The organism is Falsiphaeobacter marinintestinus, from assembly GCF_007923355.1.
Taxonomy (GTDB): domain Bacteria; phylum Pseudomonadota; class Alphaproteobacteria; order Rhodobacterales; family Rhodobacteraceae; genus Phaeobacter_A; species Phaeobacter_A marinintestinus.
Window position 1 is genome coordinate 60,198 of the sequence record NZ_VOGO01000015.1, and the last position, 17,505, is coordinate 77,702.

A 17,505-nucleotide genomic window follows, 5' to 3' on the forward strand; every position below is an offset into this window, starting at 1 on the left:
CCGTTTTCGGTTAGAGTTGCGTCTTCGTGCGAGTGCTTTCGAGATAGCTGAGGCACGCCACGGCACGCTGGTCGAAGGCCAGTTCTTCGGTCATCCCTTTGACTTCAGTTTTGGGCGTTACGGCTGAGGCACAGTCGACAAATGGTATGTCGGAGGTGATGATGAATCCGTGCTTGTAGCGTTCAGATTTACTGTCGCCGTCGACACGGGCTCGTATGCGTCAGAAAGCAACTTTCGACACAAGATACCCCGTTGCGAGGGCAAGCGTGGCGATCTGGGGATAGTCCTGTTCCGGAATATCCACACCCAATCTTTGATGCAACGCGGTCACCAGGTTCAGAACATCCATCGAGTCGAGCTCCAGATCATCCTGTATATGATCATCGTCGCCAACGTCCTCGGGGGCAATATCGGGGGCAACTTTGGTCAGTTCTTCGATAAAGGCGGTTCGGATTTCATTCTCTGTCATAGGTTCTGGGGATCCATTATCCGAGTTTCGAATTCTGCGATGAACTTCGCGGCCTGCCGACCATCACTGACGCGGTGATCGGCTGACAAGGTGAGTGTCACAACGTTGCGCGGGACGACGGTGCCATCGACCACCCACGGTCGAATTTGCGGTGCGCCGAGACACACAAGGGCCACTTGCGGCGGGAAAATCACGCCGGCCATTGCCTCTGCACCGGTTTCGCCAAGGCCCGATATCGTGATGGTACCTTGTGTCATCTCGGAATTTCGCAATCGTCCGGCGCGCGCGCGGCTGACGAGGTCCCGCATTCCGGCCATGGTCTGGGCAAGGGTCATTTGGTCCGCATTGATCAGCGCCGGTGCAACCAACCCGCCGCCGCGCAGGGCGACCGCAACACCGGCGTTGACGTGGTCGCATGGCGTAAAGGCGCCATCCGCGAAATGACCGTTCATCACGGTCAGCTTCTCGGCGGCGCACACAGCCGCGCGCACGAACAGCGCGCCTAGCAAAATGCGATCGGCTGGCGCCGAGTTCTGGTTGTGTGCGTCCAACCAATCCAATGCAGGTTGAATGTCGAGTGTGTGAGACAGGTAAAAATGCGGGATCGTCTGTTTCGACCGTGACATCGCTGCTGCGATGGCCTTGCGCATCTCGTCCATCGGCGAGGCTGGTTTTGCGCGTTCCGGTCGGACCCGGCCAGCGGCGGCATTCACATCTGCCAGCACGATACCGCCGCCCGGAAAGGTGCCTTTGAGCGTTGACAGATCAATACCCATTTCATGCGCCCGGACGCGAGCCGCCGGAGAAGCAGGTACCACAGCGGCAGGTGGGGTGGTGGCCAACACAGGCTTGGGCTGCCTGGCTTGTGTTTCCAGCGTTGGGGCAGGGAAGTCCGGAACAGAGGCAACCACAGGTTCGGGAAGGAGTTCTCCTTGTGCAACAATCGAGGCAAGCGGCGTCCCCACGGGCAACTCTGCGCCGACCTCCGCCAAAAGGGCATGGACGGTGCCTTCCTCGAAGCACTCGATTTCGATCGCGCCCTTCTGGGTTTCAATGACAGCTACGATATCGCCGCGATGCACGGTATCGCCCGGGGCGACAAGCCACTCGACCAGCGTTCCGGCCTCCATGTCTGACCCCAGTGATGGGAGGGTGAAAACGCCCATCAGCCCTTCCCCAAAACGGCTTTGGCGGCGTCAACGATCTTCTCGACCTGTGGAATTGCCGCGTCTTCCAGGTGTTTGGGATAGGGGATCGGCACCTCTTCCGAGCAAACCCGGCCAACTGGCGCGTCCAGTGTCCAGAAAACCTGCTCCATGATCCGGGCCGAGATTTCAGCCGCAAGCGATCCGCTGCGCCAGCCTTCGTCGACGATGACAGCACGGCGTGTTTTGGCGACCGAGGCCATGATCGTGGCGTCATCCAGCGGACGCAGAGAGCGCAGGTCGATCACTTCGGCCTCTATCCCGTCTTGCGAGAGCTCTTCCGCCGCGTCGAGCGTTTTGTACAGTGATCCGCCATAGGTTATGAGGCTCAGATCCTTTCCCTCGCGCCTGACCGCCGCGCGCGAGATTTCGACAGGTCCTGCATTGGTGTCGATCATCGCCGACCTGTTGTAGAGCATAACATTTTCGAAGATCAGAACAGGATCAGGGTCTTGCAGCGCCGTCCACAGCATGCCACGCGCGTCTTCCAGCGTGGCGGGGGCCAGAACCTTCAGGCCAGGAATGTGGGCATACCAGCCCTCAAGGCTGTGCGAATGCTGGGCGGCAAGTTGTTTGCCTGCGCCCGTAGCCATGCGGATCACCAGCGGTATGCCGAATTGCCCGCCCGACATATGACGGATCGTGGCGGCGGTGTTCATGATCTGATCAAGGGCAAGCAGCGAGAAATTGACTGTCATCAACTCGACAATCGGGCGCATTCCGGCTGCTGCCGCCCCGATCCCGGCCCCGGTGAAACCGCTTTCAGAAAGCGGCGTGTCACGGATCCGGTCTTCGCCGAATTCATCCAGCAGGCCCATGGACACGGCATAGCAACCGCCATATGCGCCCACATCCTCGCCCATCAGAAAGATCCGCTCGTCACGGATCATCGCATCGCGAATGCCTTGTTTCACAGCCTCGCGATAGGTCATCTCCAGTGTTTCGCCCGAGTGCTTCCACAGGGCGGGCGGTTCGGGCTGCGGCCCAAGCGTGTTGACCGACAGCTGATCCACAGGTTCCCACGTGCCGGCCTCGGCAAAGGCCACAGCATCGCCAATTTCGGCGTCGATCCCGGCCTCGATTTCCGTCACATCCTGATCGTGGATCAGCCCGTTTTCCAAGAGCCAGCCCTGGAACTTGACGATGGGTCCCTTCTGTCGCCATTTTTCGACCTCGGCCTTTTCGCGATAAAGCTGGGCGTCGAACATGGAATGGGCCCGAAAGCGGTAGGTTTTGCATTCCAGAAAGACGGGCTTTCCGGTTTCGCGGATGGTATGTACGGCTTTCCGAGCAGCGGCTTCGACCGCAACAACGTCCATGCCGTCAACCTGATGCGCCTCGATCTGATAGGCTGCGGCCTTTGCCTGGATGTCGGTCTCGGACTCGGTCCGCGACAAGGCGCTGCCCATGGCATAGCCGTTGTTTTCGCACACGAACAGCACCGGCAAGCCCCAAAGCGCTGCCAGATTCATCGCCTCGTGAAATTCGCCTTCCGCCACGGCGCCTTCGCCAAAAAAGCAGGCTGTCACGCTGTCTTGTCCACGCATACGATCTGCCAGCGCCAGACCCGCCGAAAGCGGCAGCCCGCCACCGACAATCGCGTTGCCGCCATAGAAATGCGTGCCCGCATCGAACAAATGCATAGAGCCGCCGCGCCCGCCGGAACACCCTTCGGCCTTGCCATACATCTCGGCCATGAGTGTGGTCATCGGCACACCACGGACCAGCGCATGACCGTGTTCACGATAAGTGGCAACAATTCGGTCGCGGGGGTTCAGAACCGGGATTATGCCTGCGGCAATCGCCTCTTCCCCATCATAGAGATGCAGGAACCCCCGGATCTTTTCCTGAGTGTAAAGTTCGGCACATTTGTCCTCGAACTTTCTGATCCGGACCATGTCGCGCAGAAGCGACAGAACGTGCGCCCGGTCGAGCTTGGGTTTGTCTGTGGTGCTCATGTCTCATCGGTCTCCAGCGTGGAAATGTCGCCCTCGGGCAGACCCAGTTCGCGGGCCTTCAAAAGACGTCGCATGATTTTGCCCGACCGTGTCTTGGGCAGGGTATTGCGGAATATCACCTCGCGCGGGGCAACGGCGGGTCCCAATGTCTTTCGTGCATGACCGCGGATGTCGCGTTCCAGTTCCTCGCTTGGAGTGTATCCGGGATTCAGCGTGACGTAGGCTTTTACGATTTCGCCCGCTGTTTCATCGGGCAGGCCGATCACCCCGGCCTCGGCCACCGCTTGGTGTTCGATAAGCGCGCTTTCCACTTCGAACGGGCCAACAAGGTGTCCGGAGGTCTTGATAAGATCGTCGGCCCGTCCCACGAACCAGAAATAGCCGTCTGTATCCCGCATCGCGAGATCGCCTGACAGGTACCAGCCATCCTCAAAACACCTGTCGTAGCGCGCTTGCTCGTGCAGGTAGGCGCGCATCATCGACGGCCAGCCAGGGCGCAGGGCAAGTTCCCCCACTTTGCCATCGGCGAGTGCGCGCAAGCCGTCACCGTCGCGCTCCACGATCGCCGCTTCGATTCCGGGCATGGCTTTGCCCATCGACCCGGGTTTGACCGTCATGCCGGGTCGGTTCGCGATCATGATGCCACCGGTTTCAGTCTGCCACCAATTGTCGTGAAACGGCTGACCAAAGACCTGTTCGCTCCAGAGGACCGCTTCCGGATTAAGGGGTTCCCCAACGCTGGCAAGAAATCGCAGGGAAGAGAAGTCATAGGCAGAGGCGGCTTTTGCGTCAGAGCGCATCATCATGCGGATCGCCGTCGGGGCTGAATACCAGACCTCGACCTTTTCTTGTTCGACGGTTCGGTACCAGCGGTCCAGATCGAATTCCGCTTCGTCCACGATCATGCAGACCCGGTTAACGAGCGGCGCGATGATGCCGTAGGAGGTGCCGGTCACCCAGCCGGGATCTGCAGTGCACCAATAGATGGTGCCGGGTGTCAGATCGAGCGCCTCGCGCCCGGAAAAGGCGTGATAGAGGACCGCATTGTGCACATGTACGACGCCCTTTGGTTTCCCCGTGGTGCCCGAGGTGAAATGAACCAGGGCAGGGGAGTCGGGTTCCGTTTTGGCGGTTACGAACTCGGGGGATGCATTGGCCATCGCGGGGCCAAGCGCGACGCAGCCTTCCGGCGCGGTGTCACCCACGATGAGAACAAGCTTGAGCGACGGAAGCTCACTGCGCCAAGCGGCGATTTTGCGTTTGTAAAGCTGAGCCGTGGTGATCAGTACTCTGGCACTACCGATCTCCATCCGGGTCCGGATTGGTTCCGGCCCGAAGGCAGAAAATAAGGGTGTAAATACCAATCCGGCCTTGAGTGTACCCAAGGCTGCAAAATAAAGATCCGGAACGCGGCCCATCAGGCTGAAGACAGCGTCACCGGGTTCAAGCCCGTGTGCCAGCAGGACATTGGAAAAACGGGCGGTGGCTTGGGCCAGATCGCCATAGGTGAGATCCTGGCGCGAACCATCCTTGCCAAGCCAGATGATCGCCGTGTCGTCGCCATGTCCGTGCTGCACATGCCGGTCGACGGCTTCGTAAGCGATATTGATTGCCCCTTTCGGGGCATCGATCAGCTTATACGCGGCCGCCCAAGTGTCTTTGTCGGATCGGGTGGCTGCGGCTTTGGTTGCCTTCCGGCTGCGGGATGTATCGGTTTTCGCCATAACACTCCTCCAAAAGACAAGCTTCCTTCACATAAGTCCGATTGCATATGATATGCATCAAGGACCTATAGATTGGATGGCCGCAGGTTTTTTTGAGAGAACGGGTTTTGATAATCCTTGACTGAGATCATTCTGCCAGAGGCGGAAAGGCAGCAAGATGCCCTGTGTTCAACGAGGTCCGATACCAACGTCAAAGAAGGTTTCGCAATGAAAACACTTCCTGCCGAAGCTCTGCGCCAGCGCTGTGATCCGCAACTTCTCGGGTTTCAAACGACAGCCGAAGCGAGCGAGGTTTCAGGTTTGATCGGGCAGGATCGGGCGATGGATGCCATATCCCTGTCATCCGGCATGACACATCGCGATTTCAATTTGTTTGTCGTAGGACCTACGGGCACGGGACGACATACGGCCATCAACAAGATTCTAAAGGAAGATGCGGCCAAGCGGCGGCAACCCTATGACTGGGCCTATGTGAACAACTTTGAAGAAGCCCACAAACCCAAAGCACTCCAGCTGCCTTCGGGCACCGCAAAAACTCTTCAGCACGCAATGCAGAACCTGGTGGATGATCTGGCGAACGATATCCCTAGCCTGTTTGAGTCCGAAGAGTATCAGACCCAACGTCGGGCGATCGAAGAGGAATACGGCGAAAAACACGAAACGGCCCTGGCCGACTTTTCAGAGCGCGCCAAGGCGGAAAGCATTGCCTTGGTCAGAACGCCGGTGGGCTTCATGCTGACCGCCATCCGGGACGAAAAGCTGGTTAAAACCGAAGATTTCGAAAATCTGGATGAAGCCGAACAGGAACAAATCCAGGAACAGATATCGCGATTGCAAGATGATCTGGCCGAGGTGCTGCGTGAAGGCCCCAAGCTTGAACGGGAACACCGCAAAAAAGTGGAAGAACTGCATGCTGCGATGGCCGAGCGCGCCGTATCGGCGCGCGTGAACGAGGTTCGTTTGGAATTCGGTGAAATCGAGCCGATCTCCCTTTATTTGGATGATGTTCACAAGGACATCATCGCGAATGCGGAATTGTTCCTGGCGGTCGCTGAGAACTCCCAAAATGGTGCGTTTCCAGAGGCGATCAGGAAGTTTCATCGCGAACCGGAATTCAACCGCTACGTCGTCAACGTGATGGTGTCTCAGGATGCAGAAGTCCTTGCCGGAGCCCCCTTGGAGACTGAGGATTTGCCATCCTTTGATCGTTTGATCGGTAGGATCGAACACGTGTCTCAAATGGGCTCGCTCGTGACAAATTTCACGATGATCAAGCCCGGAGCGTTGCACCGGGCGAATGGCGGTTATCTGGTGCTGGATGCGAGACGGGTTCTGAGCGAACCCTTTGCTTGGGAGGCGCTGAAACAATCAATACGCAACCAGTCGATCACGATTACATCCCTGTCCGACCGTCTCAATCTGGTATCCACGACGTCTTTGCAGCCCGATCCAATCCAGCTTGATCTCCGCGTCGTACTTGTTGGCGATCCTTTTCTCTACATGCTGCTTGTCACCCTGGACCCTGACTTCAAGGACCTTTTCAAGGTGCAGGCCGATTTTGAGGATGTCATTGAGCGAACAGACGAAAATCTGGCCCGGTTCGGCCAGTTGATTGCGGCCTTTGTTTGCCACGAAAAGCTTTTGCCAATGACAGCGAAGGGAGTCGCAAGAGTTCTGGATGAAGCGACAAGAGCGGCCGAGGACTCGCGCAAACTGTCCCTACGCATAGGCGCGCTGGGTGACCTGATGCGCGAGGCCGAGCATTACGCCCGTGCGCGCGACAGCCGCCATATCGATGAGGTCGATATCGCACGGGCAGTGCAGGAGAAAGAAAGACGAGCCTCGCGCATCCGGGACCGAATGCAGGAAGCCCTGGAGCGCAGGATCATCATGATCGATACCAGCGGGTCAAAAGTCGGCCAGATCAACGGGCTGTCTGTGACCGGTATTGGTGATTATCGTTTTGGCCGACCATCACGCATCACCGCGCGGGTGCGTATGGGGGCCGGAAAACTCGTCGATATCGAACGCGAGGTTGAACTGGGCGGCCCGCTGCACTCAAAGGGTGTCATGATCCTGTCGGGATACCTCACCTCGACCTACGCACTGGACGTCCCGTTTTCCCTTCATGCCAGCCTTGTGTTTGAGCAAAGCTATGGCGGCGTTGACGGCGACAGCGCTTCGTCTGCCGAGCTTTATGCACTGCTGTCAGCCTTGTCAGGTTTACCGATTGATCAAGGGCTGGCGGTAACAGGCTCGGTCAATCAGCTTGGCGAGGTGCAGGCGATTGGAGGCGTCAATGAAAAGATTGAAGGCTTTTTCGAGGTTTGCAAGGCACATGGCCTGACCGGAAAGCAGGGTGTCTTGATTCCGAAGGCCAATATTGAATACTTGATGCTGCGAGACGAGGTCGTGGATGCCGCGCGCAAAGGGCAGTTCCGGATTATTCCGATTGAAACCATTGATGAAGGAATTGAGATCCTGACAGGCACCACGGCGGGCAAACGCGGTGCTGATGGCCGTTTCGCGCCGGATACGGTCAACGCAAAAGTTGAGGACCGCCTGAAGCTATTCGCCAACACCCGCAAAGCCTTTGCGCGCAGCGCGGAAGACGGAACCAGCAAGGACGAGACGTGATGGCCGATTCCGGTACCTATACGCGGATCATGATCGGTGCGGGGTGCTTTGCGGACGCCCAAGCGGCCATGCGACTTGCTGACCAGATCCTGGCGACCCTTCCGGCTGAATTGGGCGGCATTTTGATTGAAGAAGACGTCATGGCCGACATCGTTCAATTGCCGGGGCAGAGAGTTGTCACATCGGGCGGGTCACTGATGGTTCCCCCGTCGGCCCGCCAAATCCAGATCCTGGCCGATAGCGACGCCCGCGCGTTTCGCGACAAGCTGTCCAAAATCGCGCGCGCGCGATCCGCAAAATGGTATTTCGAGCGGCGTGTCGGCGAACTGATCCACGGTCTCTTCGAGGCATCGAAGGGGTGGGACATCCTGTTGTTGGGATACCGCGAGATGCACAAACGTCCCGGCCAGGTTGTTGTTGTAACGACCGCTTCTCGGGGCTCGGCAAGAGCGGAAAAGCTGGCCGGAGAACTGGCGCAGGTGTTGGAGACCGAGCTTCTGGTGCTTGCGACGGAGGAGAGTGAGGCAACCCCGTCCGAACCAAGCCGCGTCACGATGGACAATGAACCCAAACTGCTTGCCCAACTGAGCCGGATCAATGCGTCGGCAGTTGTTGTCGATCTGGCGGCCTGTCCGTTGCAAACGGAAAACCAGATCCGCCAACTCTTGGAAGCTGCGCGGTGCCCGGTCGTTGTTCTTGGAGCGGAACAGGGTCAGCGCTGGATCGAGCACTCCACCATTATACCTCCAGTCGCAAATGACCAGAACACGAAAGAGGGACTGGAATGATCGCACTGATCGTAGGTAGACGCCTTTCGGATCGCCCTTGCGGTACGGCAGGGCGCACGAATGACAGGGCCCAGAACAGAAAACAGGCCCATCGCGTTCAGGTCCCTCGACCTGGTGCTGTCTGCAATCAAAGAGATGTCCATCCTGAGCTCTGAGGTTCCGGGCGCCGCGTCGCTTGGCTGAGGTTTGAACGCTTGTCGCCCAATCCTGCGCAGCGCTCTGATGGCGGATCTCGCGCGGTTGCGGTGGAGTTTTAGGCTCACGACCCATTGATTGCAAAGCAATCAATGGGAGGGCGCGCGTTCTGAGCGGGATTATCTTCATCAATCGCAATGGCTTGCGATGGCGCGACGCGCCGAAGGAATATGGCCCGAACAAGGTTCTCTACAACCGCTGGAAACGATGGAGCGATAAGGGCGTCTTTGCCCGAATGATGGCCGGAAAATGCTCCGAAGCTTGGCTAAGTCCCTGAATCCTGCGCCCTACGACCGCGTTGCATTAATGCAACTTACGGCGCATCTGGAATCCTGCGTATGTTAACCATTGGGGGCGGCTCGATGAGGTCGCGGGAGGCACTGCACGCCTTGCAGCGCGAAATTTTCAGATCGGAACAATTAAAATGCCAGATCCACTAGGTTCAGTCGCGAGCGGTATTGAAGTCTACAACTTTATCAAAGGGATCACAGAGCCAGATCCGTTTGTCGAACTGAACGCCAAACTGGATCAGATACGGGAGCAGCTTGACGATCTTAAGGGCATTTCCCTTGAGATTCTGGAAGGGGTCGATGCGCTTCTTATTCAGGCGGTTGAAGAAAAGCTGAATGACGTGCAGGGCAAAATGGATCTGGCGATGATCTATTGGGACAGTTTCGATCGCACCGGAGACCCCGATGATGCGCGGGATGCTGTCCGCTACGCCAACGAAGCACTGGTCGAAGCGCAGAACGATTTTAACGATACATCGATTGATCAGACGGCCTTTATTCCGATGATGTTGGCGGCCGCCTCATTGCGGCTGCAGATCGCAAGGCAGGTCGAAGACGGCGCGTTTGCCGACACCGAAAAACTGATTGCCGAGAACCTTAAGGACGCGCTGCTGTCTGTCTTGCCGGATCTCGAGAAAGAGGCATTAGACAATGTAACGATACAGGCCGTTCGTGTTGAGGTCTTAGACAACTCCAACGAAGCGCATGTTGAGAGAATAACATTTATCGGGTCAACATCGACCGCTCCGGGATATTCAAACGGCGAAGTGGTCAATGTCATACAGCTTGTCATTAATCCATTCAATAATTCAGGTAGAGAATCTGAGCTCATACCGGGCCTGAACCAACCAGGTATTCCTTACTCTTCGCCTCTTTATATTCCCCCAATCGGTCGCATTGATCAAATATACATTCCCCTCAACACCCCAGAGTACAACAACACCCCAGATTTTCTGGACTATCTGCGCACATTTGGTGAGCGCGGGCAGGACGCAATCGACCGGGCATTTCTGCCGCAGGCAACGATGGACTACAATTTCATTGCTGAACCGATCCTTGACCTGGCGCGCGACCTGACGATCCTGACCAATGGCTACCATTATGAAGGTGATGGTGAAGACAATTATTATATGTCTGACGATTATACCCTGCCCGATACGCTGGACGGGTTTGGCGGTGATGACATTCTGGAAGGCGCTGGCGGCGATGACACGTTGCGCGGCGGTGCGGATAACGATTTTCTCTTTGGACATGGCGGCAACGACGTCATTCTGGGCGGCACCGAAGACGACAAGATGTGGGGCGGCACGGGCACCAACAGGATCGATGGCGAAGACGGCAATGACACGGTGTCGTATTCTCTGTCCGACTATGGTGTCTATGTCGATCTGGGCGTCACAGGCTGGCAGTACACCGGTTGGGGCACTGACAAGCTGATCAACGTCGAGAACATCGATGGTTCAGGATTTGGCAATGATGAGTTGTTTGGCAACGGAAAGGACAACATCCTTGATGGCAAGGGTGGCAACGACATTCTGTGGGGGCGCAGCGGTGATGACCTGCTGGAAGGCGGCAATGACAACGACGAATTGTACGGCGAGAATGATGACGACACGCTGGACGGCGGCACAGGCGACAACCTGTTGGATGGCGGCAGCGGGATAGACACGGCGCTGTATTCGGGCGGGCTGGATTATTATGTAAACCTGAGCAATCTGGGCGAACAATACACCGCCGTGGGTTGGGACACGTTGGTCAGCATCGAAAACGTCACCACCAGCGGCGGCAATGACCTGTTGTTTGGCGATGATGGCAATAACCACCTGCAAGGCATGGGCGGGGATGACAGTTTCTCGGGTGCGCTGGGCGATGACATTCTGGATGGCGGTGACGGGCTGGACCTGGCCTATTATACCGGCAGCACCAATATCGTGGTCGATCTGTCGCTTGAGACCGGGCAGGACATCGATGGCCACGGCACCGACACGCTGATCAGTATTGAAAACATCAGTTCAGGCTCGGGCAATGACACGCTAACCGGCAACGATCAGGACAACGTCCTGTCCAGCGGCGCAGGCAGTGACACGCTTGAGGGCAAAGGTGGCGACGACTATCTGAATGGCGGTGATGACGTGGATACTGCGCTGTTCCTTGGATCTGACGCGGCGACGGTCGATCTGAGCGAACTTGGTGCGCAGGACACCGGGTATGGCAACGACACGCTGGTAAACATCGAAAACATCACCTCGGGCACCGGCAATGACAATCTGACGGGCGATGCCGGCAACAACCGTCTTGCAGGCAATGGCGGCAACGACAGGCTGGATGGTGGCGATGGCCGCGATACACTGGCTGGCGGCCAGGGTGACGATACGTTGATCGGTGGCGCTGGCGTAGACCGGCTGATTGGCAGCGGTGGCGATGACACTCTGAACGGTGGTGAGGATAACGACGTTCTGGGCGGCGGCGGTGGAGTCGACACGATGAATGGCGGCGACGGTGATGACCGGCTGAACGGCAATGGCGGCGCGGATACCCTGCTTGGTGGAAACGGTGAAGACACGCTGGATGGCGGCTCCGGTGACGACGTGGTGTCGGGCGGCGGAGATGACGACATCGTCAAAGGGGCCAACGGCAACGATACGCTCGAAGGCGGCACCGGGAATGACACGGTAGAAGGCGGTCGCGGTGGTGACACGCTGGAAGGCGGCACAGGAGACGACACGCTGGAAGGTGGCATTGGCAACGACGTACTGAACGGTGGCAATGACAACGACACGCTGGATGGCGGCAACAACAATGACACGATGGACGGAGGCCGTGGCAATGACATTCTGCTGGGTGGTGCTGGCGTCGACACGCTGGATGGCGGGATCGGCGACGACACGATGGATGGCGGCACCGGCAATGACATCCTGCAGGATCAGGCCGGTGACGATATTCTGATTGGCGGCGGCGGATCGGACATTTTCGTGTTCAGTAACAACGGGGGCAATAACCAGATCCTTGACTTCAATGCGGCCAACAACCGGGAAGACATCGATCTATCGGCTGTCACGGGCATCACGGATTTCACCGATCTTCAGGATAATCACATGGTGGCCTCGGGTGGCGACGTCGTCATTGACGATGGCAACGGCACAGTGATCACTTTGGTCGGGGTCAATCTCGCAGGCTTGGGAGAAGCCGACTTTATCTTCTAAGCTGGACATTAGGAGTCATGGCCGGTGGTCCTGAAGGGCAGGCCATGACCAGCGCTACAAACTGAGCCCTCACAAGCATCTATACAAAGAAACTCTCGTGGAGATGTATAGATGCTTCCCACCTTCACACTGCTTGCTGCGGTTGGGGTTTGCTTCCGGCTGGCCCTGTCTTGGGCTCTGAAACGACGCTTCAACCTTTACCTGTCCGTTCCTCAGGCGTTTGCGGGTGCTGTTCTCGTACTGGCTGGCTTACCTGACTGGGTGAAGCCCCTCCCGTATCCTCTGCCGCTCAGCTTAACCCTCGGGGCTTTGTTGCCCGACTTCCTCACTCGGAGGGGTTAGGTGTGGCGCAGGAACACGACAGCCAACCCAAGCTGGCCCCCGGTGATCACGTCATCATCCGGGCCTTCGACGATATCCCGGAGCATGTGTTCGAGATCGATGAGGTCTTCGAGGACTGCGTCACCGGGTACGCCCTCACAGGTCCTCTGGCTGGCGCATACGGTGAGCCTGAACGGGACCTGATCCTCAGGGTCATCGACCAGTAACCCATCCCCCAAAATCAATCTGCTGTGAAAGGAGGAGACCGATGTCTTCTGCTCACGTTCGCTATGCCTACCTGAAGGGCCAGACGTGGCTCTATAGGCGGAACTACCCCAAGTGTCCGTCGTCAGGGATTTTGGGACAGATGGCTGCGTGCTCGATATTTTGTTTGGTCTCAGGTCAGCAATTCACTGCGTTGCGAAGGTCTCTGGAACTGTCAAAGAGCCAATGGCTGGTTCGAAAAAGCTGCAGCGCATCGTGGGATGGACTGACTAGGCCGTGTTGACAAAAGGGCTTCCCACCGACGCCTGCTCGTGAATCAAGCTGGTATCTGCAATGGAGACCAACTTGGCACGAGACCTCATGTCGAACGAGGAGTGGAAGTTCTTTGAACACTTCATCCTGGCTGTCCGCGCCCCGAGCGGGCGCAAACCCACCAACCACCGTCTTGTTCTTGATGGGATTTTCTGGATTGCCCGCACAGTCGCCCCTTGGCGGGACCTACCGGAAGAATTTGGCAAATGGTCAAGCGTCTACCGGCAGTTCCGACGCTGGACGCTGGCAGGGGTATGGGAGGACATCATGGGCGCACTGAACCAAAGCGGGGACGCCCTGCAGATGATCGACAGCACCGTGATCCGAGCCCATCATCAGGCAGCGGGCGCAAAAGGGGGACACCGCGACAGGGTTTTGGCCGTTCGAGAGGTGGCTTCACGACCAAGATCCACCTCCGCGTCAACGCAGCAGGCCTGCCCATGAGAACCGAGATCACGTCTGGTCAGACATCCGACTACATAGGGTTCGATCTGGTCATGGCCGACAACCTTCCCGCGCCGACCGTTTTGTTGGCCGACAGAGGCTATGATTCTGACAGAATTCGGAAAAAGATGGAGGCTCGGGACGTATTCACCCAAATTGCCATGCGCAAATCACGAAAGATGCGCGTCGGAGTGGATCACTCGCTGTATTCATTGCGTAACCTGGTCGAACGGTGCTTCAACCTCGTCACCAGATGGTACGACCGAAGCGCTGACATCAGATACGCTGCAAACGAAGGACCGCGAAATTGCCTGGCCACCTCAAATATGGCACGGTGTTCACAACCAATGCTTTGGAAGAGAATATGCACGCTCAATCCGATCTGCCCGGGCGTACCCGCGTCTGTCAAAACCATCACTTGGACAGCACCCGGTGGGACATGGTTGAGCCTCGGGATGGAGACATCGTCATTGCAACGTCTCTTAAAGCTGGAACGACTTGGACCCAGGCAATTGTGTCTAATCTACTCTATCCAAATAAAAGTTTTCCTGCGCCTGTCTGGACCCTAAATCCTTGGATAGATTTCCGAGGCATTCCATGGGAAGTCATCGCCGAAGGCCTTGAGCAACCCGTTCCCCGCCGGACCCTCAAGACGCATCTACCGCTGGAGAGCTTGCGGTTCTTTCGCCAAGCCAAATACTTGTACGTCAGCCGTGATGGTCGAGACGTCGCACTGTCGCTGTGGAACCACCACGCAAAGTATAGCGCCCAGGCCTATGCCGAAGCAAACGACACACCAGGCTTGGTAGGCGCAAAATTCCCTTACCCGCCAAAAGATTTTCATGCTTATTGGAAGGAGTGGTGCACTCGGGGCTGGTTCGATTGGGAAAGCGATGGCTACCCCTTTTGGTCCCACCTTCACAATGTCCAATCTTGGTGGCCCTACAGGCATTTACCAAACATTATGTTCATGCACTACGCGGACATGAAGCACGATACGCCAGGTGCCATTCGAAAAATTGCGGATTTCCTCGGAATTCCCGCCGACGATGACGCGGTTCAAGCTGTCGCGCAGGAGGTCACCATTGAAAGCATGCGCTCAGACGCGGACAACTATGTTCCGGACGGAGGCAGTAGTTGGGTCGGCGGCGCCCAGACCTTTTTGCACAAAGGCATCAATGGCCGCTGGAAGGACATCTTGTCAGATCAGGAATTGGCTTTTTACGAACAAGCTTGCGACAGAGTCCTGACGGACGATTGCCGCCGTTGGTTGGAGCATGGCGGGCCTGTTTAAAGTCCGGCGACGTGAACACGTTTTCGGATACCGCCAGACAAATGCACCATGTTCCGTCGCCCAATAGTTTGAGACAGACGTTGTTTTGCCGCTTTGGAGATACTGCTCATCTGGTTTGAATTCTTTTGATGCGCTGGCCAAAGACAGCGGCCAGTTACCGGACGAGGGTTCATCGGAGGAGGGAGGTCACTGCTTTTTCGGTGTACGGTCGCATTGTCTGATTTACGACAATGAGACTGTGGCCGAGACGGCGCTCAGGATACAACTGTTCTTATTCGCTCGTTTTCGGATTCCGCAGGACCATCACCCCAATTTGCGCCGTCTGACAGAGGGCCCGTGAACTGTGGAAGGCGCCAAAATTTGTTTTTGTCGTCAAAGCGGTACAATTCATTGCTCTCATCCTCTCAAGTACTATTTCGAATGGGATGACAGACACACATTGTTCCCCGCGCAAATTGATCCTCGTACTGGGGGACCAGCTTAGCGTTGATATCTGTTCGCTCCGCGCGGGAAATCCCGGCACTGATACCGTTTTGATCGCCGAAGTGGCCGAAGAGGCGGGGTATGTGGCGCATCACAAGAAAAAGATCGCGTTCGTGTTTTCCGCCATGCGTCACTTCGCGACCGAACTGGTCGAGGCCGGGTGGCAGGTGCGGTATGTCAAACTGGATGATCCTGACAATTCTGGCAGTTTGAGCGGTGAGGTTGCACGTGCGTTACGCGACACGCCTGCGGACCGCGTGTTGGTTGCAGAGCCGGGGGAGTATCGGTTGAAAACCGCGCTGTTGGACTGGGCCGATCAAAGTGGTGTTGATCTGCAGATGCTGGACGACGACCGCTTTATTGCCAGTCACCAAGAGTTCCGCGATTGGGCTGCGGGGCGCAAGCAGTTGCGGATGGAGTATTTCTATCGCGAGATGCGTCGCAAAACCGGCCTGCTGATGTCAGGCAATGAACCGGAAGGCGGGCAGTGGAATTATGACAGCGACAACCGCAAGCCCGCCAAGGGCAGCCTGTTCATGCCGACCCAGCGTCACACCTTGCCAGATGCCACGACCGAAGAGGTTCTGAAGCTGGTAGAGGCCCGCTTCAGCGAAAATTTCGGTATGCTGCGCCCCTTCTGGTTCGCCGTCACGCGGGCAGGGGCGCTGGATGCGTTGGAGCAGTTTGTCGATCAGGCCTTGCCTCAGTTCGGGGATTATCAAGACGCGATGTTGACGGGTGAGCCGTTCCTGTATCACTCGGTTTTGGCGCAATACATCAATGCGGGCCTTCTGGACCCGATAGAGGTCTGTCGGCGGGTCGAGCGGGCCTATTATGACGGGTGGGCACCGCTGAATGCGGTTGAGGGATATATTCGCCAGATCATCGGCTGGCGCGAATACATGCGCGGGATCTATTGGTTGAATATGCCGGGTTACACCGATCAGAATTTCTTTGGGGCGACCCGACCTTTGCCCGGGTTGTATTGGACAGGCAAGACGGACATGGCCTGCATGGCCGCTGCGATTGGACAAACCCGGGACGAGGCTTATGCCCACCATATCCAGCGGCTGATGGTGACAGGCAACTTTGCCATGCTGGCGGGCATTGATCCGCATCAGGTGCATGAATGGTATCTGGCCGTCTATGCCGATGCTTATGAGTGGGTCGAGGCGCCAAATGTGATCGGGATGAGCCAGTTTGCCGATGGTGGGTTTCTGGGCTCCAAACCCTACGCGGCCAGCGGCAACTACATCAACAAGATGTCAGATCACTGCGCCGGGTGTCGCTATGATGTGAAGCAGAAAACCGGGGCCGAGGCCTGTCCTTTCAATCCACTCTATTGGGATTTCCTGATCCGCAACGAAGACAAACTGCGCGGCAACCCCCGGCTTGGGCAAACCTATCGAACCTGGGACAAGATGGATGATGCGAAGAAAGCATCATACCGCGAGACGGCGCAAAAAGTGCTGAATGCGCTTTGAGGCGTTTCGGCTTTAACAAGGTGAACGGCTAAAGTTATTGGGTCAATCAGAGCACATCCCGGTACGCTAAAACCTAACTCATCCTGATCCTGGCCTGACGGCCAATGCGCCTTGGAACGTGTTTGCTATATGACGGTCGTCTTTCGTTGCTTTCTCCCTGGGATGCACGCGCATATCCCCTATTCTTTCAACGCTTCTCTGAACCAACCTGCGTCGTAGCCGCGATCCCCCAACAGCCAATCAACCTTTTGCAAGCTGCCAACCAGGGAGCGTGCGCCGAAATGATCACTTACCTGACCCGCTGTGACGAACCGGTGCAATGGAAGCTGTTGAATGTCACTGAGAACTGACCCGGTATTTTCACCGAGATTTGACCCACCGTTAGTTATGCGTTGCGGTTTATGACGCGGTCAATGTTGCGGTCTCCTTTTCTGTTTTCTTTGCGGCCTTAGCACTGGCCTTAAATCGGTAGC

General features: G+C 57.0%; 10 protein-coding genes and 3 pseudogenes. 8 read left to right on the top strand and 5 right to left on the bottom strand.

What is annotated here, in order from left to right:
• Positions 1–220: 220 nt before the first annotated feature.
• Genes FOY56_RS21280 through acsA form a run of 4 tightly spaced genes read right to left on the bottom strand, consistent with a single transcriptional unit; the run spans position 221 to position 5,356 of the window.
• Positions 221–469, bottom strand: coding sequence for an acyl carrier protein (locus FOY56_RS21280; protein WP_146348174.1), 249 nt, complete (start codon positions 467–469; stop codon positions 221–223).
• Complete coding sequence (locus tag FOY56_RS21285; protein WP_146348175.1) at positions 466–1,635, bottom strand: dihydrolipoamide acetyltransferase family protein; 1,170 nt, start codon at positions 1,633–1,635, stop codon at positions 466–468. Before FOY56_RS21285 ends, FOY56_RS21280 begins: the two co-directional genes overlap by 4 nt.
• Positions 1,635–3,632 carry a pyruvate dehydrogenase (acetyl-transferring) E1 component subunit alpha gene (gene pdhA / locus FOY56_RS21290; RefSeq protein WP_146348176.1) on the bottom strand — a complete coding sequence of 666 codons (1,998 nt, stop codon included), beginning with the start codon at positions 3,630–3,632 and terminating at the stop codon, positions 1,635–1,637. Before pdhA ends, FOY56_RS21285 begins: the two co-directional genes overlap by 1 nt.
• A complete protein-coding gene (acsA, locus tag FOY56_RS21295) occupies positions 3,629–5,356 on the bottom strand; it encodes an acetate--CoA ligase (RefSeq protein WP_146348177.1) in 1,728 nt (575 codons plus the stop codon). The genes pdhA and acsA overlap by 4 nt, the downstream gene beginning before the upstream one ends.
• 207 nt (positions 5,357–5,563) lie before the next feature.
• Between acsA and FOY56_RS21300 the strand changes: the two genes are divergently transcribed.
• From FOY56_RS21300 to FOY56_RS21340, 8 genes and pseudogenes are all read left to right on the top strand, one after another.
• Positions 5,564–7,993 carry a Lon protease family protein gene (locus tag FOY56_RS21300; protein ID WP_146348178.1) on the top strand — a complete coding sequence of 810 codons (2,430 nt, stop codon included), beginning with the start codon at positions 5,564–5,566 and terminating at the stop codon, positions 7,991–7,993.
• Complete coding sequence (locus FOY56_RS21305; protein ID WP_146348179.1) at positions 7,993–8,781, top strand: hypothetical protein; 789 nt, start codon at positions 7,993–7,995, stop codon at positions 8,779–8,781. The genes FOY56_RS21300 and FOY56_RS21305 overlap by 1 nt, the downstream gene beginning before the upstream one ends.
• A 298-nt stretch (positions 8,782–9,079) precedes the next feature.
• Positions 9,080–9,235: pseudogene (locus tag FOY56_RS21310) on the top strand (transposase); the annotation flags it as partial.
• 165 nt (positions 9,236–9,400) lie between these two features.
• A complete protein-coding gene (locus tag FOY56_RS24080; RefSeq protein ID WP_146348180.1) occupies positions 9,401–12,469 on the top strand; it encodes a calcium-binding protein in 3,069 nt (1,022 codons plus the stop codon).
• 344 nt (positions 12,470–12,813) lie between these two features.
• Complete coding sequence (locus FOY56_RS21325) at positions 12,814–13,017, top strand: hypothetical protein (RefSeq protein WP_146348182.1); 204 nt, start codon at positions 12,814–12,816, stop codon at positions 13,015–13,017.
• 331 nt (positions 13,018–13,348) lie between these two features.
• Positions 13,349–14,046, top strand: a pseudogene (locus tag FOY56_RS21330) (IS5 family transposase); the annotation flags it as partial.
• 32 nt (positions 14,047–14,078) lie between these two features.
• Positions 14,079–15,065 (top strand): sulfotransferase domain-containing protein, encoded by a 987-nt coding sequence (locus FOY56_RS21335; protein WP_246139554.1) that lies wholly within the window; start codon positions 14,079–14,081, stop codon positions 15,063–15,065.
• Positions 15,066–15,490: 425 nt separating this feature from the next.
• Positions 15,491–17,032: a cryptochrome/photolyase family protein gene (locus tag FOY56_RS21340; protein ID WP_146348184.1), complete on the top strand. Its 1,542-nt coding sequence runs from the start codon at positions 15,491–15,493 to the stop codon at positions 17,030–17,032.
• Positions 17,033–17,214: 182 nt separating this feature from the next.
• Here the strand turns inward: FOY56_RS21340 and FOY56_RS21345 are convergent.
• Positions 17,215–17,418: pseudogene (locus FOY56_RS21345) on the bottom strand (IS5/IS1182 family transposase); the annotation flags it as partial.
• Between the last annotated feature and the right edge of the window lie 87 nt (positions 17,419–17,505).

Bases quoted from the DNA above. Each gene is read 5' to 3' on its own strand.
- FOY56_RS21280 (WP_146348174.1), bottom strand. From the start codon at position 469: ATGACAGAGAATGAAATCCGAACCGCCTTTATCGAAGAACTGACCAAA.
- FOY56_RS21285 (WP_146348175.1), bottom strand. From the start codon at position 1,635: ATGGGCGTTTTCACCCTCCCATCACTGGGGTCAGACATGGAGGCCGGA.
- pdhA (WP_146348176.1), bottom strand. From the start codon at position 3,632: ATGAGCACCACAGACAAACCCAAGCTCGACCGGGCGCACGTTCTGTCG.
- acsA (WP_146348177.1), bottom strand. From the start codon at position 5,356: ATGGCGAAAACCGATACATCCCGCAGCCGGAAGGCAACCAAAGCCGCA.
- FOY56_RS21300 (WP_146348178.1), top strand. From the start codon at position 5,564: ATGAAAACACTTCCTGCCGAAGCTCTGCGCCAGCGCTGTGATCCGCAA.
- FOY56_RS21305 (WP_146348179.1), top strand. From the start codon at position 7,993: ATGGCCGATTCCGGTACCTATACGCGGATCATGATCGGTGCGGGGTGC.
- FOY56_RS24080 (WP_146348180.1), top strand. From the start codon at position 9,401: ATGCCAGATCCACTAGGTTCAGTCGCGAGCGGTATTGAAGTCTACAAC.
- FOY56_RS21340 (WP_146348184.1), top strand. From the start codon at position 15,491: ATGACAGACACACATTGTTCCCCGCGCAAATTGATCCTCGTACTGGGG.